Below are 21,962 nucleotides of genomic sequence, written 5' to 3' on the forward strand. Positions count from 1 at the left end.
CGTCGGACCGCGCGTCGCGCTGCCACCGCGGTCGCCGCCCTCGTGATCGGCGTCCTCGTCCTCAGCGGCTGCGGCGCCTTCGGCATCCCCGCGCCCCGCAGCGCCACCTCCAGCCCCACGGCAGAGGAGGTCGCCCCCGATCTCGCGAGGTACTACGACCAGACGCTGCAGTGGTCGCCGTGCGAGGACGGCGCCCAGTGCACGACGGCCACGGCGCCCCTCGACTGGTCGGCTCCCGACCCCGCGAAGGACATCCAGCTCGCGCTCGTGCGGCACACGGCGCGCGGATCGGGCGAGCCACGCGGATCGCTGTTCGTCAACCCCGGCGGCCCCGGCGCGTCCGGCGTCGACTTCGTGAAGTCGGGCGTCGACTCCGCCACCTCGCGCGCTCTGCAGGACGGCTACGACATCGTCGGCTGGGATCCGCGCGGCGTCGGCGCCTCCACCGCGGTCGACTGCGTGGACGACCCCCAGCTCGACGCCCTGCTCTACCAGGAGACGGACGCCGCCCCCGGCAGCCCGCAGGCCGACGACGAGCTGACCCAGGCGTCGAAGGACTTCGCCGCCTCCTGCGCGTCACGCTCCGGGGACCTGCTCGAGTTCATCGACACCCGCAGCACGGCCCACGACCTCGACATGCTGCGGGCGCTCGTGGGCGATCCGCGGCTGAACTACCTCGGGTACTCGTACGGCACGAGCATCGGCGCCCAGTACGCCCAGGACTTCCCGGCGCACGTCGGACGCATGGTGCTCGACGGGGCGACGGATCCCGCCGCCAGCTCCTTCGACGTGGTGCTCGCGCAGACGACGGGCTTCCGCGACTCCTTCGAGGCCTACATGGCGGCCTGCCTGGCCGGGAGCGGCTGCCCGTTCAGCGGATCCGTCGACGACGGCATCGGCATGGTCGCGTCGCTCCTCACCACGCTCGACGAGAGCCCGGTGCGCGCCCGCGACGGGCGCCAGCTCGACCGTGCGGTCATGCGCAGCGCCATCGACTCGGCCCTGTACAGCGAGCGGCAGTGGCCCGCCCTCACGACGGCGTTCACGCAGGCGATGCAGGGGGATCCGTCGACCGCCTTCGCGCTCGCCGACAACTACTTCGGGCGGAACCCGGACGGCACCTACCGGGGCAACTACTTCGAGGCCTTCCTCGCCATCCAGTGCGTCGACCACCCCGTCGAGCGCGACCCGTCGGTGCTCGCGACCGAGGCACGCGAGATCCGCTCGGCGCAGGGCGAGCTCGCCGATCCCGACACCTCCCGCGACGCCGAGCCGGATCCCATCTGCGCCAACTGGCCGTACGCGGCCCGGCAGGCGCCGGCGCCCGTGACGGCCGAGGGCGCCGCGCCCATCGTCGTGGTCGGCACGACGGGGGACCCGGCCACGCCGTACTCCTGGGCCCAGGCGCTCGCGGGCCAGCTGTCGTCGGGCGTGCTCCTGACCTACCGCGGCGAGGGGCACATCGCCTACGACGAGCGCGATCCCTGCATCGTGGCGGCCGTGGACGGGTACCTGCTCGGCGGCGATCCGCCCGCGGACGGCACCACCTGCGGGTGACGGCGGAGCCGCTCGGTGGACGGGAGGCCCCTCGGCATCCGGTATGCTCTCTATTCGTGCCCGGTACTCGCTGAGTCCGGGCCGGGCCGCCTTAGCTCAGTCGGTAGAGCATCTCACTCGTAATGAGAAGGTCGTCAGTTCGATTCTGACAGGCGGCTCCACGCGCGTCATCGCGCACCCGCGCCCCATCCGCACCGTCCGCCGGGCGGCGATCCGCACCGGCATCCTGCCGGGCACCGGGTCCACGCGATCCGGCGGCTTCCCTCGCCGTCCCTCCCCAGGGAGGCGGACCTCCGGTTCCGCGGCGCAGGGCGGACGCAGGGGGAGCCCACCACGGCGCCGTCTAACATGGCCCCATGCGATCCGAAGCCGACGGCCCCGACGCCCCGCGCGCGGACCGCGGCGCGACGGCTCCCACCTCGCGGCGTGCCGCGCTCCGTCCCGGCCGCCGGCGCACCGGTCGGGTGACGGCCGTCGTGGCCGTCGTCGCGCTCCTCGCGGCGGGCGCCGTGGGCGCGGGAGCGGCCACCGGCCGGGCGGGCAGCGCCTCGGCGAGCGTCGCGGACACCGCGGACACCGCGGCCACCGCGGATCCCACGCCCACGCCGAGCCCCACGCCCTCGGTCGCCCCCGCGCGGCCGGCACCGGCGAGCCCGCCCGCCGCCCGCGACCTCCGCATGTGCTCCCTCTCCTCCCTCGCGCAGGACCCGCGGCTCGCCACCTTCGAAGGCCAGGTCCGCGACGCCGCGACCGGCCGCGTCCTGTTCGACCGGAACGGCGGCACGCCGGAGCGCACCGCGAGCGTCATGAAGGTCATCACCTCGGCCGCCGCCCTCGCCGCCCTCGGACCGGATCGGCGCATCACCACCAAGGTCGTGCGAGGCGCCGAGCCCGGCACCGTCGTGCTGGTCGGCGGCGGCGACCCCACTCTGTCGCGCCTCACGAGCGGCAGCTCCGTCTACCCCGGCGCGCCCCGCCTCAGCGACCTCGCGCAGCAGGTCCGCACGGCGTGGGCGGCGGATCCCGCCACTGCCGGCACCCCCATCACCCGCATCGTGCTGGACACGTCCCTGTTCTCCGGCGAGACCTGGGCTCCCTCGTGGGCCGCGACCGAACGGCAGGCCGGCTACTCCAGCTTCATGACGCCGCTCCAGCTCGACGCCGACCGCGCCGACCCGGGGGCCGTGGTGTCCGCCCGCAGCGAGGATCCGCTGGCGCGCGTCGGCAGCACGTTCCGCTCCATGCTGGGCGGATCCGCGCAGGTCACCCAGGGCACCGCCCCCGCGGGCGCCGCGGTGCTCGGCAAGGTCGAGTCGCAGCCGGTGTCGTCGCTCATCCAGACCGCCCTCATCAACTCGGACAACGTCCTCGCCGAGTCGCTCGCGCGCCTCGTGTCCATCGAGGTGGGCGCCGGGAGCACGCAGCAGTCGCTGGCCCAGGGCATCCCGAAGGCGCTGCAGGCGTACGGCCTCGACACGTCGAGCCTCACCATCGTCGACGGGCAGGGCCTCAGCCCCGACAACCGCGTGCCCCCGTCCCTGCTGGCCCAGCTCATGATCCAGGTCGACCAGCGGCAGAAGGCGCTCGGCTACCTGCACGACGGGCTGCCGGTCGCGGGCAAGACGGGCACCCTGGCCAGCCGCTTCACCGGGGACAGCGCCGTCGCGCGCGGGCACATCGTCGCCAAGACCGGCTGGATCGACACGGGCTACACGCTCGCGGGCATCATCGACGCGGCCGACGGCACCAAGCTCACCTTCGCCTTCTACGCGATCGGGAACGTGACGGGGAACGCGAAGGTCGCGCTCGACGCGCTCGCGGCCGGCGCGTACCGCTGCGGAGCGGACCTGGGGGACGAGTGACGCGCGGCCCGGTCCCGGGCGGCGGATCCACGGCATCGGGCATCGCCCGGGGAAGGAGCGGCGCATGAGCCGAGCGCTCTTCATCATCGACGTGCAGAACGACTTCACGGAGGGCGGCGCCCTGGGCGTCGACGGCGGCGGCGACGTCGCCCGCGGGATCACCCGCCTCCTCGCCGACGAGCCGTACCGGTACGACCACGTCTTCGCGTCGCGCGACTGGCATGAGGCCACGGGCGGCAACGGCGGGCACTTCGCGGCCGCGGGCACGGTGCCCGACTTCTCGACCACCTGGCCGGAGCACTGCGTGCAGGGCACGACGGGCGCGGAGTACCACCCGGATCTCGACGTGACGGCGGTCGACTTCCACCTCCGCAAGGGGCAGGGGGCTCCCGCCTACTCGATCTTCGAGGGCACCACGGAGGACGGCGTGCCGCTCGCGGACCTCCTCGTGCTCCACGACGTGACCGACATCGACGTGGCGGGCATCGCGACCGACTACTGCGTGCTCGCCTCGGCGCTCGACGCCGTGCACCAGGGGAAGCGGGTGCGCGTGCTCGCGGACCTGGTCGCGGGCGTCGCCCCGGCCACGAGCACCGCGGCTCTCGAGCGCCTGCGCGACGCGGGCGCGGAGATCGTGTCCGGTCCCGCCGACTGACGGGCACGCGCGCACGGGCACGCACGCACGCACGGGCGGCCGCACGCACAGGCAGCAGCACACGCACACGCACACGCACGACGCAGAAGCGAGGACAGCATGACCGCATCCACCCCGTCCGAGACCAACCTCCTGGCCGGCACGCCCACCGCGCTGCTGATCGGCGGCGACCGCGTCGACGCCGAGGGCGGCGCGAGGTTCGATGTGCGGGATCCCGCCACCGACGAGGTCATCGCCCGGGTCGCCGACGCCCGTCCGGCCGACGGCATGCGCGCGTTCGACGCCGCGGTGGACGCCGCGCGGGAGTGGGCCGCGACCGCGCCGCGCGTACGGGGCGAGATCCTGCGCCGGGCCTTCGACCTCCTGCAGGAGCGCAAGGACGAGTTCGCCCTCCTCATGACGCTGGAGATGGGCAAGCCGCTCGCCGAGTCGCTCGGCGAGGTGACGTACGGCGGCGAGTTCCTCCGCTGGTTCTCCGAGGAGGCCGTGCGCATCACGGGCCGCTACGGCGTCAACCCCGAGGGCACCGGTCGCATGATCGTGTCGCAGCACCCGGTCGGCCCGGTCCTCCTCATCACCCCGTGGAACTTCCCGCTCGCCATGGCGACCCGCAAGATCGCGCCGGCGCTCGCCGCGGGCTGCACCGTGGTGATCAAGCCGGCCGACCTCACGCCGCTCACCACGCTGCGCTTCGCCGAGCTGCTCGCCGAGGCGGGGCTGCCGGCGGGCGTGCTCAACGTGATCCCCACCACGGACGCCGCGGGCGTCACCGGTCCGCTCATCGCCGACCCGCGGCTGCGCAAGCTGAGCTTCACGGGATCGACGCCCGTCGGGCGCCAGCTCGGCGCGCAGGCGGCCGAGAACGTGCTGCGGGTGTCGCTCGAGCTCGGCGGCAACGCGCCGTTCGTGGTGTTCGAGGACGCGGACCTCGACAAGGCCGTGGAGGGCGCCATGGCGGCCAAGTTCCGCAACGTCGGGCAGGCGTGCACCGCCGCCAACCGCTTCATCGTGCAGGCCTCGATCGCCGACGCGTTCGCCGACCGCCTCCGGGAGCGCATCGACGCGATGCGGATCGGGCGCGGCACCGAGGAGGGCGTGACCGTGGGGCCGCTCATCGACGGCCGCGCCGTCGACAAGGCCGACCGGCTCGTGCGCGACGCCGTGGAGCGCGGGGCGGACGTGCGCGCGGGCGGCGAGCCCCGCGACGGCGCCGGGCACTTCTACCCGCCGACGCTCCTCACCGGGGTCGTCGAGGGCAGCGACATCCTGCGCGAGGAGATCTTCGGCCCGGTCGTCGCGATCGTGCCGTTCGACGACGAGGACGACGCCGTGCGCCTCGCCAACGACACCGAGTTCGGCCTCGTCTCGTACGTCTTCACGCGCGACCTCGCGCGCGGCCAGCGGATGATCGAGCGGCTCGAGACGGGCATGACGGGCCTCAACATGGGCGTCATCTCCAACGCGGCGGCGCCGTTCGGCGGCGTGAAGCAGTCCGGGCTCGGCCGCGAGGGCGGGCTCGAGGGCATCCACGAGTACCTGGACACGAAGTACACGCTCACGCCCGACCCGTTCGCCGGCTAGTGGCGCACGTCGTCGAGGTCACGGACCTCGCGGATCCGCGGCTCGCCGACTACAGCCACCGCACCGACGTCGCGCTCCGGAAGGCGGAGGGCGCGGGCCACGGGATCTACCTGGCGGAGTCGGCGCTCGTGCTGGAGCGGGCGCTGCGGGCGGGGCACGCGCCGCGGTCCGTGCTCGCGCTCGGCGGCACGGTCGATGAGGCGCTGGCGCTCGTGGGCGACCGGGACGTGCCCGTGTTCACGGGACCGGGGGAGCTGCTCGCGGAGCTCACCGGGTACGTGCTCCATCGCGGGGTCGTCGCGTCGCTCGACCGGCCGCCCCTGCGGTCGGTCGCGTCGCTGCTCGCGGACGCGCGGCGGGTCGTCGTGCTCGAGGACGTCGTGGACCCCACGAACGTCGGCGCCATCTTCCGTTCGGTCGGCGCGATCGGGGCGGACGCCGTGCTCGTGACGCCGCGCTGCACGGATCCCTTCTACCGTCGGGCCATCCGCGTGAGCATGGGCACCGTGCTGCAGGTGCCGTGGACCCGCGCGGGGGAGTGGCCGGAGACGCGCCAGGCGCTCGCCGACGCCGGCTTCCACGTCGCCGCGCTCGCCCTCACGCCGGATGCGGTCTCGCTGCGGGACTTCCGCGCCGACGCGCACGAGCGGCTCGCCATCGTGCTCGGCTCGGAGGGGCCGGGGCTCTCGGCGGAGGCGATCGCATCGGCCGACACGGTCGTCCGGATCCCGATGGCGCACGGCATCGACTCGCTGAACGTCGCCGCCGCCAGCGCGGTGGCGCTGTACGCGCTCACGGCGTCCCCGGCCAGCGCCTAGCCTGGCGTCAGCCACCAGGAGGTCCCGATGCCCGCACGATCCTCACGCCGCCGCCCCACGCGCCTCGCCGTCGTCTACCTCGTCCTCGCGGCGGCCGGCCTCGTGCTCACCTGGTCGGCGAACATCCGCGTGATGACGGAGGGCCGCGACTTCCTCGCCGACCTCGGCGCGGGCGGCCCGGCCGTGTCGTCGCTGTCGTGGGACCTGCTGATCGCCGCGGTCGCGAGCGTCACCTTCATCATCGTGGAGGGGCGCCGGCTCCGGATGCGGCGGGTGTGGATCTACGTGCTGCTCGCGCCGCTCGTGGCGTTCGCCGTCGCGCTGCCGGTGTTCCTCGCAGCGCGGGAGATGCACCTGGCCGCGGCGGGACGCCCGGAGACGACCTGAGCGCTACACCAGCAGCTGGTGCTTCGCGAGGTCGCGGTACAGCGGCGTCGAGACGACGAGCTCCGCGTGCGTGCCCGTGCCGACCACGCGGCCCTTCTCGACGACGACGATGAGGTCGCTGTCGACGACGGTCGAGAGCCGGTGCGCGATGACGATGAGGGTGCGGTGCTCGGCGACCGCGTCGATGGCCTTGCGGAGCAGCTGCTCGTTGAGGCCGTCGAGGCTGGACGTCGACTCGTCGAGCAGCAGGATCGGCGGCGCGGAGAGCAGGGTGCGCGCGATGGCGAGGCGCTGGCGCTCGCCGCCGGAGAGCATGATGCCGTCCTCGCCGACGGGCGCGTCGAGGCCGAGCTCGTTGCGGGCGAGCACCTCCGTGAGGTTGACGGCATGCAGGACCTTCACGCAGTCCTCGTCGGTCGCGTCGAACGCGGTGAGCGTGAGGTTCTCGCGCAGCGTGCCGGCGAGCACGGGGGCGTCCTGCTCGACGTAGCCGATCTGGCGGCGGAGGTCCTCGCGGTCGAGAGCCCGGATGTCGCGGCCGCCGACGCGCACGACGCCGGAGGTCGGGTCGTAGAAGCGCTCGATGAGCGCGAGGATCGTGCTCTTGCCCGCGCCTGACGGGCCGACGAGCGCGATCCGCGTGCCCCGCTCGGCACGGAAGCTGATGCCCTGGAGGACGCCGCCGCCGGTGCGGTCGGCGCCGGGTGCGGCGTCGTCGTCGGCGCCGGATCCGCTCGCGGAGGATGCGCCGTCCTCGCCGTCCTCGCCGTCCTCGCCGTCCTCGTCGTCGGCCGAGGCCGCCACCGGATAGGCGAACCGCACGTCCACGAGCTCCACGGCGGGCGCGTCGGCGCGGTCGTCCGCGGCGGGCGCGTCGTCGCGGAGGCGGCCGGCGAGCTCCGCGTCGCCGTCGGTCTCGACGGGCAGCTTCACGATCTCCTGGATCCGGCCGAGCGCGCCGAGCGCCTGGTTCACGGCGGTCACGGCGCCGAACGCCTGGCCGAGCGGCATGATCATGAGGAACAGGAAGAGGATGAACGCCACGAGGTCGCCCACCGCGATGGCACCCGACGCGACGCGGAACCCGCCCACGCCGACCACCACGAGGAACGACGCCTGCAGGGCGATGCCCGCGATCGGCACCACCACGGCCGACGCCTTCGCGACCTTGATGCCCATCTCCCACGCGCCCTCGGCGTCCTGCTCGATGGTGCGGATCTCGCGGTCGGTGGCGTTGCTCGCGCGCACGGTGCGGATCGCGCCGATGGCCCGCTCCACGCTCGCGGCCAGGTCGCCGACCTTGCGCTGCGCGCGCTGGCTGGCGACGCGGATCCGGCCGGAGAGGCCCACGACCGCGACGACCGAGACGGCGACGACCAGCACGGTGAGGCCGAGGAGCACCGGGTCGATGATGAACATCGCGATGATCGCGCCGAGGAACGTGACGGCGCCGCCGATCGCCTCGACGAGTCCCTGCGTGAGGACCGCGCGGAGGAGCGTGGTGTCGGAGCCGACGCGGGAGACCAGGTCGCCCGTGCGGCGCGTGTCGAACTCGGAGATGGGGAGGCGGAGGATGCGGCGCACGAGCGTGCGGCGCGACGAGAGGACGATGCCCTCGCCCATCCGCTGCAGCAGGTAGTGCTGGTAGCCGGAGAGGAGCCCGGACACGACGACGAGGCCGACGAGCGCCCACACGAGGGCGCCGAGCGCGCCGCCCGCCTGCACGACGCCCACCACGCGCTGCACGAGGAGCGGCTGGCCGAGGCTGGCGGCCGCGCCGAGCACGCTGAGCACGATGACGAAGGCCATCAGCCCGCGCTGCTCGAGGATGTAGGGCAGCAGCTCCGAGAAGCGCGCGCGGGGCCCGTCGTCGGCGGAGTCGCGGCGCGCGAACGGGTTGCGGGACCGGGCGCGCGGGGCGGCGGTGGAGGGGCGGGCGGTGCTCATGCGTGTTCTCCGGGGGTGGTGAGCGTGGTCGAGGCGGGCGGCCGCGGTCTCCCGCAGGGCGTCGTCGGCGGGGCCGGGGGCCCGGGATCGGGCGCGTCGCACCGCCTCCAGGACTCTACGCGCCGGGCGCCGGGGGTCCGCCGGGCGGGGGCGGACGCGCGCCGCGCATTCCCGCCCATGGTGGAAAAGCGCTCGGCTCCCTAGGCTTGCTGATCGTGCCCACCCCCGTCATCACCGCCGACCGCCTCGTGAAGAAGTACGGCGACCACGTCGCCGTCGACGGCCTCTCCTTCGAGGTCGCGCCCGGCGAGTCCTTCGGGCTCCTCGGCCCGAACGGCGCCGGCAAGTCCACGACCATGCGCATGATCGGCGCGGTCTCCTCGCGCACGGGCGGCACGCTCGACATCCTCGGGCTCGACCCCGACACGCACGGCCCCGAGATCCGCTCGCAGCTGGGCGTCGTGCCGCAGGCCGACAACCTCGACCTGGAGCTCAAGGCGCGCGACAACCTCATCGTCTACGGCCGCTACTTCGGGCTTCCGCGCAAGCAGGTCGCCGCGCGCGCCGACGAGCTGCTCGAGTTCGCGCAGCTGAGCGACCGCGCGGGCGCCAAGGTCGACGACCTCTCCGGCGGCATGAAGCGGCGCCTCACCATCGCGCGCGCCCTCATCAGCGACCCGCGGATCCTGCTGCTCGACGAGCCGACGACGGGCCTCGACCCGCAGGCCCGCCACATCCTCTGGGACCGCCTCTTCCGCCTCAAGGAGCAGGGCACGACGCTCGTGCTCACGACGCACTACATGGACGAGGCCGAGCAGCTGTGCGACCGGATCGTCGTGGTCGACGAGGGCCGGATCATGGCCGAGGGCTCGCCCGCGTCCCTCATCCGCGACCACTCCAGCCGCGAGGTGCTCGAGGTGCGCTTCGGCTCCGATCGCAACGAGTCCGCGTCGCGCGAGATCGCCGGGTACGGCGACCGCGTGGAGGTGCTGCCCGACCGCGTGCTCGTCTACGCGTCCGACGGCGAGGCCGTGCTCAGCCGGATCCTCGAGCAGGGCCTGAAGCCCATCACCACTCTCGTGCGCCGCTCCAGCCTCGAGGACGTCTTCCTCCGCCTCACGGGACGGAGCCTGGTCGAGTGAGCGTCGTCGACCGCAGCGCCGCCGCCGGGGGAGCGGCCGCCGACGGGCCCCGCGACGGCGCCGACGACCGGGCGCGCGCCCTCGCCGGCGGCGTCCGCCCGCGCCGCTTCGGCGGCTGGTACGCCGCCGAGCACCGCCTGCTCGGGATCCGCGCCTACCTCGGCACGGCCCTCGCCACCGGCATCGCGAGCCCGTACGTCTACCTCTACGCGCTCGGCGTCGGCCTCGCCACGGTCGTCGACCGCGGCACGGGCGCGAACCAGGCGCTCGGCGTCAGCTTCCTGGTGTTCGTCGCGCCCGCGCTCCTCGCGACGAGCGCCATGACGGTCGCGAGCGAGGAGTTCAGCTACCCGATCTTCGGCGGCTTCAAGTGGAACCCCGTGTTCCACGCCATGAACGCGTCGCCGCTCACGCCGGCCCAGATCGTCGACGGCCAGGTGATCGGCGTGGCGATCCGCATGGCGCCCACGTGCATCGCTTACTTCGCGTTCATGCTGCTCTTCGGCGCGGTGCCGCTCGGCACGGGCGTCCTCGCGATCGGCGCCGCCGTGCTCACCGGCATGGCCATCGGCGTGATGCTCATGGCCTACGTCGCGACCCTCACGCAGGACACCGGCCAGATCGCCATGGTGATGCGCTTCGTCATCACGCCGCTGTCGCTGTTCTCGGGCACGTTCTTCCCGCTCACGCAGTTCCCGATCTGGCTGCAGTGGATCGGCTGGATCTCGCCGCTCTGGCACGGCACCGAGCTCGGGCGGGTCGCCACCTACGGGATGCAGGAGCCGCTCTGGCTGACGCTCGCGCACGTCGCGTACCTGCTGCTCTGGCTCGCGGTGGGCTGGGCGCTGGCCCGCCGCGTCGCGACGAGGAGGCTCCGCGCATGACCGGATCCACGATGCCCGCGGACGCCCCCGCACCGGCCGCCCGCCGGAGCCGCGGCGGCCCCCGCGCGCTCTACGCCGGCAACGCTCGCTCGGTCCTCTCCCGCGGCCTGCTCGCCACGCGCAGCACCAACTGGACCGTCGTCCTCTCCGGCTTCTTCGAGCCCGTCTTCTACCTGCTCGCCATGGGCATCGGCCTCGGCTCGCTCGTGGGCGACGTGACCACGAGCACGGGCCAGCCGGTGCCGTACGCCGCCTACATCGCGCCCGCGCTCCTCGCCGTCTCGGCCATGAACGGCGCCGTCTACGACTCCACCTGGAACGTCTTCTTCAAGATGAACCACTCGAAGCTGTACCAGGGCATGCTCGCGACCTCGCTCGGCCCGCTCGACGTGGCCTTCGGCGAGATCTCGCTGGCGCTGCTGCGCGGCGTCGTCTACTCGTCGGGCTTCCTCGTCGTGATGCAGGTGCTCGGCTTGAATCTGTCGTGGTGGGCGATCCTCGCGCTGCCCTCGGTCGTGCTCGTGGCGCTGGCGTTCGCGAGCTTCGGCATGGCGGTGACGAGCTACATGAAGACGTTCCAGCAGATGGACTGGATCAACTTCATCCTGCTGCCCATGTTCCTGTTCTCGGCGACCTTCTACCCGCTGTCGGTCTACCCGGCGTGGATCCAGACGGTGATCCAGGCGCTGCCGCTCTGGCACGCGGTGGAGCTCGTGCGCGGCTTCACGACGGGCGCGATCTCGTTCGCGGTCGTCGGCCACGTGCTCTACTTCGCGGTGATGACGGCGATCGGCCTGGTCTTCACGACGCGGCGGCTGCGGATCCTGTTCCTCGACTGAGGCCGCTCGCCACCAGCCCGAGCCCGGCGCCGCCCATCACCACGGCCGCCGCGGCCATCGCGACCGGGTAGGCGGCGGGCTGGGCGTCCGGCGGGAGGAGGGCGAGCACCTGCGCCGTCACGACGGTCGCGAGGAGCGACGAGGCCGCCAGCACCGTCGACGTGAGCGACGAGACCCGGCCCATGGTGCCGACGGGCGCCTCCGCCTGGAGGATCGGGCCCTGGGAGACGAGGAACACGGCGAAGACGAGGCCCGCCAGCCCCATGAGGATCGCCGCGGGCAGGAACGCGCGCACGGTCGAGTAGGCCGCGTAGGTGAGGCCGAGGGCGACGAGCGCGGCCGGCAGCGCGCGCTCGGGACGGAGGCGGGCCACGAGCACGGGCGCCGTGAACGATCCGACGAGGCCGCCGACCGCGAACATGCCCGTCACCACGCCGTACTCGGCGGCCGTCAGCCCCATCGTGGTGAGGGCGACGAGGGCGAGGGTCGCGTTGTTGACCCCGAGGGTCACGCCGTAGGCGGCGAGGCCGGCCACGAGGATCCGGAGGCGCGGCGAGGCCTTCACGATCCGGATCCCGGCGGCCAGCTCCCCGCGGAACCGCGCGCGGGCGTTCGCGACTGCGCCGTGCGTGCCGCCGCCGCCCGCTCCCGCACCCGCTCCCGCCGGATCGCCGACCGCCGCCACGGCCCCGCGCTCCCGCACCGCGAGCACCAGCGCCGCCGACACGAGGAACGAGGCGGCGTCCATCACGATGGCGGGCTCCGGCCCCAGTGCCGCATAGACGGCCGGGCCCGCCATGGCCGAGAGGATCCCCACGCCCGTGCTCGCGAGCAGCGACCGGCCGGCGGCGGCGGCGCGGCGGTCCGCGGGCACGACCACCTGCACGAGGGCGGCGCGCGCCGGGTCGAAGAGCTGGGACGCGCAGCCGATGAGGAACTGGGTGGCGATGACCGTCCCGATCACCACGGGCACGGGTCCGGTCGCGGCGATCACCAGGAGCGGCACGAGGAGGGCGGCGCGCGCGAGGTCGGCCGCGATCATCACGCGGCGCGCGGGCCAGCGGTCGACGAGCACGCCCGCCACCGGCGCGAGCAGGAGCCGCGGCAGGCTCGTCGCCGCGACGACGGCGCCGATGTACAGCGGCAGGGCCGGGTCGCCGGGCGCGAGACCCGTGGCGAGCCACACCGTGACGGTCGCCGCCAGCACGTACTCGCCGAACGCGGAGAGCGCCTGCGCGAGCCAGATCAGCGAGAACGAGCGCGAGATCAGGAGCGGGCGGCGGGGGCCGGGCGCGCGCGGGTCGGGGTCGGGCACGGGCGACCTCCGATCCGTCGTCTCCTCCCCACGGTAGCGGCAGGCGCGTCGGCGCCCGGGCGGTGCCAGCGCGGCGGATCCGCTCGGTACCCTGGCGGGGAGCGCCACCCGGGCGCGTCCGGCCTGGCCGGGGGAGGCAGGTGCCCATGGGCCGCGTCGTGGTGCTCGGATCGCTCAACGTCGACCAGGTGGTGCGCGTCCCGCGGCACCCGCAGCCGGGGGAGACCCTGATGGGATCCGACCCCGAGCGCCTCTGGGGCGGCAAGGGCGCGAACCAGGCCGTCGCGGCGGCCGACGCGGGCGGCGAGGTCGCGATGGTCGGGGCCGTGGGTGACGACGCCGACGGATCCGCGTACCGCGCGCGCCTCGCCGACCGGGGCATCGACGTGTCCGGCCTCGTGACCGTGGAGGGCGCCACGACGGGCCTCGCGGTCATCGCGGTGGACGACGACGGGGAGAACACGATCATCGTCGCGCCCGGCGCCAACGGGCGCGTAGCGTCGGCCCACCTGCATCCGCTCGACGCGCTCGCCGCGGGCGACGTGCTGCTCGCGTCGCTCGAGCTGCCCCTCGACACCGTCGCCGAGGGCGTCCGTCGGGCGCATGCCGCGGGCGCCCGCGTCGTGCTCAATCTCGCGCCGTTCGCCGCGCTGCCCGCCGACGTCCTCGCGCTCGCGGATCCCGTGGTCGTCAACGAGCACGAGGCCGGGCTGCTGCGGGAGTCGGGCACGCGCGCGCCCGCGTCGCTGCTCGTCACCCTCGGCGCCGAGGGCGCGATGTGGGGCGATGTCGAGGTGCCCGCGTCGCGGGTCTCCCGCGTCGTCGACACCACGGGCGCCGGCGACGCGTTCTGCGGCGCGCTGGCCTCCGCGCTCGCCGCGGGCGCCGACCGCGAGGGCGCCCTGGTCGTGGCGGCGGACGCGGCCGCGGTCGTCGTGCAGCGGCAGGGCGCGCAGCCGGCGGACGACTGATCCCCGTGGCCGACGTGGCGCCGGATCCGCACGGGGCGACCGCGGCCGTCGTCGCGTTCATCCTCGCCCTCACGACGCCGCCATGGCCGGATGACGCGGCGGAGGCGGAGCGGATGCTGGCCCGCCTCGGCGTGCATCCGACGGGCGAGGTGGACGCGCACGGGGGCGGCTCCGAGCCGCGCGCCCTGGCCGGCGGCCCCGACACCGTCGACCACGTGAGCCTCGGCACCCACGAGGGCGCGGTCACGAGCACCCACTTCTCCCTGGCGCGCCACGGCGGCCCGCGGGATCCGCTCGTCCGCCGCGAGCACGACGCGCTCGTCGCGGCCCTCACCGCCGCCCTCGGCCCGTCCCGCTCGCCGATCGAGGGCCAGCCGAACCCCGTGGTGTGGGACGTCGGCGAGCTCGAGGTGGGTGTCCAGCTCTTCGACCGCGTCGACAGCAGCGTGATGGCGTGGGTGGAGCACCGCGAGCGGTCGGCGCGCGCGGAGGCGGCCGCCGGCGACGGACCGGTGCTCGACGCGCCGGCCGTCGCGCCCGCGGTCAGACCGGGCGCCGCCGACCCCGCCTGACCGCCCGACATCGGGCCGACAGCGGACAGACAGCGGGCCGACCGCCTCCCGGCTGCGCGGATCGCGGGAGCGCGCACCCCGCGCTTGCCCCCTGCACGGGGTCCATGAGATGCTCGACGCGTTGCGCTTCTTATGCGCATAAGTAGATCACCGGCTCGCGACGCGGGCGCTTCGTTCAAGGAGGAACACGTGAAGACATCCATGCGTCTGGGAGCGGTCGCGACCGTGCTGGCCGCCACCGTCGCGCTGACGGGCTGCGGCCGGTCCGCCGACGAGGGCTCCGGCGCCGCGGCCGCGACGACCCTCGGCTCCGCGCCCGCCACCGGCAAGGTCACGATGTGGGCGATGGGCGCCGAGGGCGAGGCCCTGCCCTCGTTCCTCAAGACCTTCGAGGACGCCAACCCGGGCGTCGAGGTCGACGTCACCGCGATCCCGTGGGACGCGGCGCACAACAAGATCCAGACGGCGATCGCCGGCGGCACGACGCCCGACATCGCCATGATGGGCACGACGTGGATGGCCGACTTCGCCGACGCCCTCACCACCGTGCCGACCGACGTCGACGCGAGCGGCGCCTTCCCGGGATCCCTCGCCACGAACACCGTCAAGGACCGCGCCGCGGGCATCCCCTGGTACGTCGACACCCGCGTGCTCTACTACCGCACCGACCTCGCGGCGAAGGCCGGCTGGACGAAGGCCCCCACCACCTGGGACGAGCTGAAGCAGATGGCGTCCGACATGCAGACGAAGGCGGGCGCTAAGCACGGCATCCGCCTCCCCGCCGGCAACGACGCCTTCCAGGGCACGCTCTGGATGCCGTGGTCGAACGGCGCCGAGATCGCCGACGGTGCGAAGTGGACCCTCGACACCCCCCAGATGCGCGAGGCGTACGAGTACTACGGCAGCTTCTTCGCCGACGGCATCGCCGACCCCGACGTCGACGTGTCCTCGGGCGCGCAGGAGTCGTCGTTCGTCGACGGATCCACCCCCATGCTCATCGAGGGCCCGTTCGAGATCGGCCAGCTGAAGAGCGTCGGCGGCGCGGACTTCGCCTCGAAGTTCACCACCGCGGTGCTGCCGTCCCAGGAGACCTCGGCGTCGTTCAGCGGCGGCGCCAACCTCGTCGTGTTCGACCAGGCGAAGAACCAGGACGCCGCGTGGAAGCTCGCCCGCTGGCTCGGCCAGCCCGAGACGCAGGCGGCCTGGTACGCGGCCACGGGCGACCTGCCCGCGCAGCAGTCCGCGTGGCAGGACCCGGCGCTCCAGGGCGACCCCACCCTCGCCGCGTTCGGCGAGCAGCTGAAGACGGCCAAGTCGGTGCCGGTGAGCACGAACTGGGTCAAGGTGGGATCCGCCGCGGACTCCGCGCTCGAGCGCATCCGCCGCGGCACCGCCAGCGTGCCCGACGCGCTCGCGAAGCTGCAGTCGGACGCCGACTCCATCGGCTCGGCGGAGTAGCCGTTGGCCATCACCGTCACGCGTGCGGCCGGGACCCGTCCCGGCCGCACCCGGTCCCCGCTCGTCGCCCGGCAGCGCCGTCGTCAGGCGCTCGTCGCCTGGGGCTTCTGCCTCCCGTTCGTGGCCGTGTTCGCGGTCTTCATGCTCGTGCCGCTCGTCAGCTCGTTCGCGATGTCGTTCACCGACTTCCGGGCGACCGACATCCGCTCGCCGTTCGCGATCGACTTCGTCGGCCTCGACCAGTACGCGAAGCTCTTCACGGACGCCACGTTCCTCCGCTCCATCGGGGTCACGGCCTTCTTCGTGGTCGTCGGGATCCCGGTGACGATGGTCATCGCGCTCGCGCTGGCCCTCGCGCTCAACTCGGGACGCGGCCGCATCGTCTCGTTCTTCCGGGTCGGGTTCTACGCGCCGGTCGTGACGAGCATCGTCGCGGTGTCGGTCGTGTGGCGCTACATCCTGCTGCCGGACGGGCTGCTCAACACAGCGCTCGCGGGCATCGGGATCACCGGCCCCAACTGGCTCAGCGACACCACGTGGGCGCTGCCCTCGCTCGTCGTGATGGCGGTGTGGCGGAACGTCGGCACGCTCATGATCATCTTCCTGGCCGGCCTCCAGGCCGTGCCCGAGGAGGTGCAGGAGGCGGCCGTGATGGACGGCGCGAGCCCGTGGCGCCGCCTCATCTCCGTCACGCTGCCGCTGCTCCGCCCGACGCTGCTGCTCGGATCCGTGCTCATCTCGGTCGGCTTCCTGCAGTTCTTCGAGGAGGCGTTCGTGATGACGCGCGGCGGCCCCCTCGACTCCACGCTGTCCGTCGCGTACTACACGTACCGGCAGTTCGGCTTCGGCGAGTACGGCCTCGCCTCCGCGGCGAGCTACGTCCTCTTCCTCGCCATCGCCCTGCTCAGCCTGCTGCAGTTCCGGCTGCTGCGGTCGAAGGACTGAAAGGCCCGCGCATGACCACCACCGCATCCGCCCCCGCCGCCGCGCCCGTCGTCGCCGACGCCGCGACCGGCACCCCGCCCCGCCGCCCCCGGCGCCGCACCGACCGCGGGCGTCGCGCCCGCGCGATCCTCTACCTCGTCCTCGCCGCCGCGCTCTGCGTCTGGCTGATCCCGTTCGTCTGGATGGCGCTCGGCAGCGTGAAGACGCAGGGCGAGATCCTGCAGCGCCCGCCCACGTGGTGGCCCGCCGATCCCGTCGCCGACAACTTCGCGCAGTGGTTCGGGCCGCTGCACTTCGGCACGTTCTTCTCCAACAGCCTCGTCGTCGCGCTCATCACGGTGCTCGGCAACCTCGTGTTCTGCTCGATGGTCGGCTACGCGCTCGCGAAGATGGAGTTCCCCGGCAAGCGGCTCCTGTTCCTCACCGTGATGGTGACGCTCATGGTGCCGGGCGTCGTCACGTTCGTGCCGCTGTTCGTCATGGTCTCGGGGCTCGGACTCGTGAACACGTACGCGGCGCTCATCCTCCCGTTCATCACGGCGCCCATCGGGGTGTTCCTCATGCGGCAGTTCATGCTCGGGATCCCCGAGGCGCTCATCGAGGCCGCCCGGCTCGACGGCGCGGGCGAGTTCCGCATCTTCGCCCGCATCGTGATGCCGCTGTGCGGGCCGCCGCTCGCGACCCTCGGCATCCTCACGTTCCTCGCCTCGTGGAACAACTTCCTCTGGCCGCTCGTCGCGGCCCAGAGCGAGCAGATGTACACGCTGCCGATCGCGCTGTCGCTGTACTCGACCGGGCAGAACGCGACCGACTACGGCCTGCTGCTCGCGGGATCCGTGCTCGTGATCGCGCCGATCCTCGCCCTGTTCGTGGTGCTGCAGCGCCACTTCATCCAGGGCGTCGCGACCGCCGGCCTCAAGTGACCCCCTCCCGCCTCCGACCGATGGAGACCCCCATGCCCCGCACGCAGCTCACCGCCCCCGACGGCACGCCGTTCCGCGACCTCGACGGCGACGGGGTGATGGCGCCCTACGAGGATCCGCGCCGGAGCCCCGAGGAGCGCACGGCCGACCTGGTGGGGCGCCTCAGCCTCGCCGAGAAGGCCGGCCTCATGTTCCAGACGGTGATCGAGGTCGGCGCCGACGGCGAGCTGAAGGAGGAGCCGGGCGCGATCTCCAAGTCCGGCACCACCGAGGTCGTGGTCGGCAAGGGCATGAACCACTTCAACGTGCACGAGATCCGCACCGCCCGGCAGGCGGCGCGCTGGAGCAACCGGCTGCAGGAGCTGGCGGAGTCGACGCCGCACGGCATCCCGGTGACCATCAGCACGGATCCGCGGCACGCCTTCGTCGAGAACGTCGGCGTCGCGTTCTCGGCGGGCCCGTTCTCGCAGTGGCCGGAGGCGCTGGGGCTCGCCGCGCTCGACGACGTCGACGCCATCCGCGCGTTCGCCGAGACCGCGCGGCAGGAGTACGTCGCGGTGGGGATCCGGGCGGCGCTGCACCCGCAGATCGACCTCGCCACCGAGCCGCGCTGGGGGCGCCAGGCGCAGTCGCTCGGGCACGACGCCGACCGGGTGGCCGAGTTCACGGCCGCGTACGTCCGCGGCTTCCAGGGCGAGGAGCTCGGATCCGCGAGCGTCGCCTGCACCACCAAGCACTTCCCGGGCGGCGGACCGCAGAAGGACGGCGAGGACGCGCACTTCCCCTACGGCCGCGAGCAGGTCTACCCGGGCGGCATGTTCGACTACCACCTGCGCCCCTTCCGCGAGGCGATCGCCCGCGGGACGGCCGCGATGATGCCCTACTACGGCATGCCCGAGGGGCTCGTGCGCGACGGCGAGGAGATCGAGCCCGTGGGCTTCGGGTTCAACCGGCAGGTCATCACGGGGATCCTCCGCGAGGAGCTCGGCTACGACGGCGTCGTGGTCACCGACTGGGAGCTCGTGAACGACAACCACGTGGGCGACCAGGTGCTCCCGGCGCGCGCCTGGGGCGTCGAGGAGCTGACGCCGCACGAGCGGATGCAGCGCATCATCGACGCCGGCTGCGACCAGTTCGGCGGCGAGGAGTGCGTGGACGTGCTGCTCGACCTCGTCGCGGACGGCCGGGTGACGGAGGCGCGCATCGACGAGTCGGTGCGGCGCCTGCTGCTCGTGAAGTTCCGCCTCGGGCTCTTCGACGACCCGTTCGTGGACGAGGACCAGGCCGAGCGCATCGTCGGCCGGGCCGACTTCCGCGAGCTCGGCTTCCGCGCGCAGGCCGCGTCCGTCACGGTGCTCGAGAACCGGGAGGTGGAGGGGCGCCCGGTGCTCCCGCTCCCGGTGGACGGGCCCCGGCTGCGCGTGCACGTCGAGGGCATGCGGCCGGAGGCGCTCGACGGCTGGGCGGATGCGGCGGCCGGTCCCGAGGACGCCGACCTCGCGATCGTGCGGCTCGGCGCGCCCTTCGAGCCGCGCTCCGACCTCTTCCTCGAGGCGTGGTTCCACCAGGGGTCGCTCGACTTCCCGCCCGGGCTCGTGCACCGGCTGCGGCGCATCGCCGACCGCTGCCCGCTCGTCGTGGTGGTGGACCTCGACCGGCCGGCGATCATGACGCCGCTCGTGCCGTTCGTCTCCGCGCTCGCCGTGGCCTACGGCAGCTCGGACGCGGCCGTCGTCGCGGCGCTCACCGGACGCATCGCGCCCGAGGGGCGGCTGCCGGTGGAGATCCCGCGGTCGATGGACGCGGTGCGCGCCTCGCGCGCGGACGTGCCCTCCGACTCCGGGGACCCCGTCTACCCGCTGCACCACGGCATCCGCATCCTCTGATCCCGACGGACGGGCGCGGCGATCCGGGCGGTCCGGTTCGCCCGCCTCCGTCGCGCTCGCCTACGCTTCCAGGAGAGAGGACGGTCGCATGAGCCCCCGGCGCCCCACGGTCTACGACGTCGCGGAACGCGCGAAGGTGTCCATCGCGACCGTGTCGTTCGCCTTCAGCCGGCCCGACCAGATCAGCGTCGCCACGCGCGAGCGCGTGCTCGAGACGGCGCGCGAGCTCGGCTACGTGCCGAGCGCGTCCGCCCGGGGACTGGCCCGGGGCCGCACGGGCGCGCTGGGGCTGCACTCCTTCGACCTCCTCATCGACCGGCCGCTGCAGCGCGAGCCCGCGACGCCGGCGGCCGACGATGCGCCGGCCGCGCGGGAGCCGTTCGCGCCCGGCCGCACCTTCATCCCCTGGGACGAGGCGGGCGAGATCGCGGCGGATCCCCGGGCCTTCCCGCTCTACGTCGACGAGGTCCGGCGCGGCTTCGAGCTCGAGTGCCGCGCGCACGACCGGCCCGTGATGCTCAGCCGCGGGAGCGACACCACCACCGCGGTCGCGGAGTCGGCCGGCCGCGTCGACGGCCTCGCGATCTTCCCCGGCCCGTCGGCGGCCGCGTCGCTGAAGCGGGTCTCGCTCCGCATGCCGATCGTGCTGTTCAGCTACCCGCCGGCCGACGACGGCCACCACCGGGTCACGTCCGACAACGCCGGGGGAGCGCGCGAGCTGGTGCGCCACCTGGTCGTCGATCACGGCATCACGGACACCGGCTTCGTGGGCGCCACGAGCGTCGGCGACTACCGGGAGCGGTTCGAGGGCTACCGGGAGGCGCTCGCGGAGCACGGGATCGAAGCGCCGGCCGAGGTTCTCGACGACACCGTGCTCGGCGAGGGATCCGGGTTCGCCGGGGTGGTCGCCGCCCTCCGCGCGGGCCGCCTGCCGCGCGCGCTCGTGTGCGCCAGCGACCAGCTCGCGCTCGCCCTCGTCGACCTGCTGCGGGCGGAGGGCGTGGCCGTGCCGGGCGACGTGGTCGTCACCGGCTTCGACGGGATCCTCGCGGGGCTGCTCTCCTCGCCGCGGCTCACGACGGTGCGGCAGCCGATGGAGGCGATGGGGCGCGCGGCCGCCCGCATCCTCATCGACACGACGAGCGCTCCCAACGCGTCCGATCCCGTCGCGCTGCGCCTCGGCACGAAGCTCGTGGTGCGCGAGAGCTGCGGCTGCCGGGGCTGACGCGGCGGGGGCCGACTGGCAGGCTGGGGGCATGGCCCCGGATCCCCGCCCCACCTTCCGCATGCAGGTGGAGGAGGCCCTCGGCGGGTTCGCCGGGATCGTCGGCTACCTGCTCTTCCAGGTCTCTCGCCGGACGGAGGTGCGCACCGAGGGCGACCGGGTGCTGGTGACCGTGTGCGCGATCGGCGCGGGCGTCTGCATCGTCGTCCTCACGGTGCTCGTGGTGCGGTCGGCGATCCGACGGCTGCGGATGCGCGCGGCACGCGACGCGGACGCCGCCGCGCGGCGGGACGAGACCGTGCGCCTGACGCCTGACGCCTGACGCCTGACGCCTGACGCCTGACGCCTGACACCTCGCGCGGTGGCGGCGCGGACCGTCCCGTTCAGACGGGCCGCAGCGCCCGGTGCTCGCCCGCGGGCAGCTCGACGCGCACGGCGTCGTGGGGGAGGACCTCGCCGCCGGTGACCACGACCGCCATCACACCGGACTTCCGCACGACGTTCCCGTGGGCGTCGCGCCCGAGGACGGCCTTCATCGTGCCCGCGCCGAGCCCGTCGATCTGGATGCAGGGGTTCCGGAGGCCCGTGACCTCCACCACCGCCTCGGCGCCCAGGTGCAGGCGCGTGCCGAGGGGCAGGTCGAGCAGCGGGACGCCCGCCGTGGTCACGTTCTCGCCGAGGTCGCCCGGCGCGACCGCAAAGCCCTGCTCGGCGAGCTCCGCGTGCAGCTCGGAGTGGACGAGGTGCACCTGGCGGAGGTTCGGCGCGTCCGGGTCGCGGCGCTTCCGCGAGAGGTGCTGCACCGTGGTGCCGGCGTGCGCGTCGCCCTCCACGCCGAGGCCGGCGAGGAGCGTGATCGAGGGGCGGAGGGGCTTGGAGAAGCGGTGCTGGTCGTCGCGCGCGACGGCGACGACCCGGGGCGCGGGGGACGGCTGCATGGGAGCGACGATATCGGCGCGGCGCGGATCCGGCGAGCCCGGTCGCGGGATCCGCCC

Annotated in this window: 20 protein-coding genes and 1 tRNA gene; 18 read left to right on the plus strand and 3 right to left on the minus strand. The window is 74.0% G+C overall.

Annotation, left to right across the window (positions count from 1 at the left end):
• Positions 1-42: 42 nt before the first annotated feature.
• The 7 genes from AWH51_RS10595 (at position 43) to AWH51_RS10625 (ending at position 6,860) form a co-directional block, all read left to right on the plus strand.
• Positions 43-1,557 carry an alpha/beta hydrolase gene (locus AWH51_RS10595; protein ID WP_254654540.1) on the plus strand — a complete coding sequence of 505 codons (1,515 nt, stop codon included), beginning with the start codon at positions 43-45 and terminating at the stop codon, positions 1,555-1,557.
• An 85-nt stretch (positions 1,558-1,642) separates the two neighbouring features.
• A tRNA-Thr gene (locus tag AWH51_RS10600) sits at positions 1,643-1,718 on the plus strand.
• A gap of 195 nt (positions 1,719-1,913) precedes the next feature.
• Positions 1,914-3,419: a D-alanyl-D-alanine carboxypeptidase/D-alanyl-D-alanine-endopeptidase gene (dacB, locus tag AWH51_RS10605; RefSeq protein WP_254654541.1), complete on the plus strand. Its 1,506-nt coding sequence runs from the start codon at positions 1,914-1,916 to the stop codon at positions 3,417-3,419.
• A 64-nt stretch (positions 3,420-3,483) separates the two neighbouring features.
• Positions 3,484-4,074 (plus strand): isochorismatase family protein, encoded by a 591-nt coding sequence (locus tag AWH51_RS10610; protein ID WP_063072035.1) that lies wholly within the window; start codon positions 3,484-3,486, stop codon positions 4,072-4,074.
• Positions 4,075-4,173: 99 nt separating this feature from the next.
• Positions 4,174-5,655, plus strand: coding sequence for an NAD-dependent succinate-semialdehyde dehydrogenase (locus tag AWH51_RS10615; RefSeq protein WP_063072036.1), 1,482 nt, complete (start codon positions 4,174-4,176; stop codon positions 5,653-5,655).
• On the plus strand, positions 5,655-6,473 hold the full coding sequence (locus AWH51_RS10620) for a TrmH family RNA methyltransferase (RefSeq protein ID WP_063072037.1): 819 nt from the start codon (positions 5,655-5,657) through the stop codon (positions 6,471-6,473). The genes AWH51_RS10615 and AWH51_RS10620 overlap by 1 nt, the downstream gene beginning before the upstream one ends.
• Before the next feature lie 27 nt (positions 6,474-6,500).
• The gene (locus AWH51_RS10625) at positions 6,501-6,860 is read left to right on the plus strand and encodes a DUF2834 domain-containing protein (protein ID WP_063072038.1); all 360 of its coding nucleotides are present in this window, start codon (positions 6,501-6,503) and stop codon (positions 6,858-6,860) included.
• Between the two features lie 3 nt (positions 6,861-6,863).
• On the opposite strand, the gene AWH51_RS10630 is transcribed toward AWH51_RS10625, so the two are convergent.
• Positions 6,864-8,807 carry an ABC transporter ATP-binding protein gene (locus AWH51_RS10630; RefSeq protein ID WP_063072039.1) on the minus strand — a complete coding sequence of 648 codons (1,944 nt, stop codon included), beginning with the start codon at positions 8,805-8,807 and terminating at the stop codon, positions 6,864-6,866.
• 215 nt (positions 8,808-9,022) lie between these two features.
• Between AWH51_RS10630 and AWH51_RS10640 the strand changes: the two genes are divergently transcribed.
• Genes AWH51_RS10640 through AWH51_RS10650 form a run of 3 tightly spaced genes read left to right on the plus strand, consistent with a single transcriptional unit; the run spans position 9,023 to position 11,672 of the window.
• Complete coding sequence (locus tag AWH51_RS10640; protein ID WP_063072062.1) at positions 9,023-9,949, plus strand: ABC transporter ATP-binding protein; 927 nt, start codon at positions 9,023-9,025, stop codon at positions 9,947-9,949.
• Positions 9,946-10,833: an ABC transporter permease gene (locus AWH51_RS10645; protein ID WP_063072041.1), complete on the plus strand. Its 888-nt coding sequence runs from the start codon at positions 9,946-9,948 to the stop codon at positions 10,831-10,833. The genes AWH51_RS10640 and AWH51_RS10645 overlap by 4 nt, the downstream gene beginning before the upstream one ends.
• Positions 10,830-11,672 carry an ABC transporter permease gene (locus AWH51_RS10650; protein ID WP_081235051.1) on the plus strand — a complete coding sequence of 281 codons (843 nt, stop codon included), beginning with the start codon at positions 10,830-10,832 and terminating at the stop codon, positions 11,670-11,672. Before AWH51_RS10645 ends, AWH51_RS10650 begins: the two co-directional genes overlap by 4 nt.
• On the opposite strand, the gene AWH51_RS10655 is transcribed toward AWH51_RS10650, so the two are convergent.
• A complete protein-coding gene (locus AWH51_RS10655) occupies positions 11,635-12,987 on the minus strand; it encodes an MFS transporter (RefSeq protein ID WP_063072042.1) in 1,353 nt (450 codons plus the stop codon). The genes AWH51_RS10650 and AWH51_RS10655 overlap by 38 nt on opposite strands.
• Before the next feature lie 146 nt (positions 12,988-13,133).
• Between AWH51_RS10655 and AWH51_RS10660 the strand changes: the two genes are divergently transcribed.
• The 8 genes from AWH51_RS10660 (at position 13,134) to AWH51_RS10695 (ending at position 21,289) form a co-directional block, all read left to right on the plus strand.
• Complete coding sequence (locus AWH51_RS10660; RefSeq protein WP_175345510.1) at positions 13,134-13,958, plus strand: ribokinase; 825 nt, start codon at positions 13,134-13,136, stop codon at positions 13,956-13,958.
• Positions 13,959-13,963: 5 nt separating this feature from the next.
• A complete protein-coding gene (locus AWH51_RS10665) occupies positions 13,964-14,530 on the plus strand; it encodes a hypothetical protein (protein ID WP_063072044.1) in 567 nt (188 codons plus the stop codon).
• Positions 14,531-14,719: 189 nt separating this feature from the next.
• Complete coding sequence (locus tag AWH51_RS10670) at positions 14,720-15,988, plus strand: extracellular solute-binding protein (protein WP_063072045.1); 1,269 nt, start codon at positions 14,720-14,722, stop codon at positions 15,986-15,988.
• A gap of 3 nt (positions 15,989-15,991) precedes the next feature.
• The gene (locus AWH51_RS10675; RefSeq protein WP_107490193.1) at positions 15,992-16,933 is read left to right on the plus strand and encodes a carbohydrate ABC transporter permease; all 942 of its coding nucleotides are present in this window, start codon (positions 15,992-15,994) and stop codon (positions 16,931-16,933) included.
• 11 nt (positions 16,934-16,944) lie between these two features.
• Positions 16,945-17,856 carry a carbohydrate ABC transporter permease gene (locus AWH51_RS10680; protein ID WP_063072046.1) on the plus strand — a complete coding sequence of 304 codons (912 nt, stop codon included), beginning with the start codon at positions 16,945-16,947 and terminating at the stop codon, positions 17,854-17,856.
• Positions 17,857-17,888: 32 nt separating this feature from the next.
• Complete coding sequence (locus AWH51_RS10685; protein ID WP_063072047.1) at positions 17,889-19,742, plus strand: glycoside hydrolase family 3 protein; 1,854 nt, start codon at positions 17,889-17,891, stop codon at positions 19,740-19,742.
• Positions 19,743-19,830: 88 nt separating this feature from the next.
• On the plus strand, positions 19,831-20,967 hold the full coding sequence (locus AWH51_RS10690) for a LacI family DNA-binding transcriptional regulator (RefSeq protein WP_063072048.1): 1,137 nt from the start codon (positions 19,831-19,833) through the stop codon (positions 20,965-20,967).
• Positions 20,968-20,998: 31 nt separating this feature from the next.
• Positions 20,999-21,289, plus strand: a complete 291-nt coding sequence (locus AWH51_RS10695; RefSeq protein ID WP_063072049.1) for a hypothetical protein — start codon at positions 20,999-21,001, stop codon at positions 21,287-21,289.
• Positions 21,290-21,350: 61 nt separating this feature from the next.
• On the opposite strand, the gene AWH51_RS10700 is transcribed toward AWH51_RS10695, so the two are convergent.
• Positions 21,351-21,905 carry an MOSC domain-containing protein gene (locus AWH51_RS10700; protein WP_063072050.1) on the minus strand — a complete coding sequence of 185 codons (555 nt, stop codon included), beginning with the start codon at positions 21,903-21,905 and terminating at the stop codon, positions 21,351-21,353.
• Between the last annotated feature and the right edge of the window lie 57 nt (positions 21,906-21,962).

This window comes from Clavibacter tessellarius (genome assembly GCF_001618005.1).
Lineage (GTDB): Bacteria > Actinomycetota > Actinomycetes > Actinomycetales > Microbacteriaceae > Clavibacter > Clavibacter tessellarius_A.

Excerpts from the sequence above, each read along its gene's own strand:
- dacB (WP_254654541.1), top strand. The coding sequence starts at position 1,914 with ATGCGATCCGAAGCCGACGGCCCCGACGCCCCGCGCGCGGACCGCGGC.
- AWH51_RS10610 (WP_063072035.1), top strand. The coding sequence starts at position 3,484 with ATGAGCCGAGCGCTCTTCATCATCGACGTGCAGAACGACTTCACGGAG.
- AWH51_RS10615 (WP_063072036.1), top strand. The coding sequence starts at position 4,174 with ATGACCGCATCCACCCCGTCCGAGACCAACCTCCTGGCCGGCACGCCC.
- AWH51_RS10625 (WP_063072038.1), top strand. The coding sequence starts at position 6,501 with ATGCCCGCACGATCCTCACGCCGCCGCCCCACGCGCCTCGCCGTCGTC.
- AWH51_RS10630 (WP_063072039.1), bottom strand. The coding sequence starts at position 8,807 with ATGAGCACCGCCCGCCCCTCCACCGCCGCCCCGCGCGCCCGGTCCCGC.
- AWH51_RS10650 (WP_081235051.1), top strand. The coding sequence starts at position 10,830 with ATGACCGGATCCACGATGCCCGCGGACGCCCCCGCACCGGCCGCCCGC.
- AWH51_RS10660 (WP_175345510.1), top strand. The coding sequence starts at position 13,134 with ATGGGCCGCGTCGTGGTGCTCGGATCGCTCAACGTCGACCAGGTGGTG.
- AWH51_RS10680 (WP_063072046.1), top strand. The coding sequence starts at position 16,945 with ATGACCACCACCGCATCCGCCCCCGCCGCCGCGCCCGTCGTCGCCGAC.
- AWH51_RS10685 (WP_063072047.1), top strand. The coding sequence starts at position 17,889 with ATGCCCCGCACGCAGCTCACCGCCCCCGACGGCACGCCGTTCCGCGAC.
- AWH51_RS10690 (WP_063072048.1), top strand. The coding sequence starts at position 19,831 with ATGAGCCCCCGGCGCCCCACGGTCTACGACGTCGCGGAACGCGCGAAG.
- AWH51_RS10695 (WP_063072049.1), top strand. The coding sequence starts at position 20,999 with ATGGCCCCGGATCCCCGCCCCACCTTCCGCATGCAGGTGGAGGAGGCC.
- AWH51_RS10700 (WP_063072050.1), bottom strand. The coding sequence starts at position 21,905 with ATGCAGCCGTCCCCCGCGCCCCGGGTCGTCGCCGTCGCGCGCGACGAC.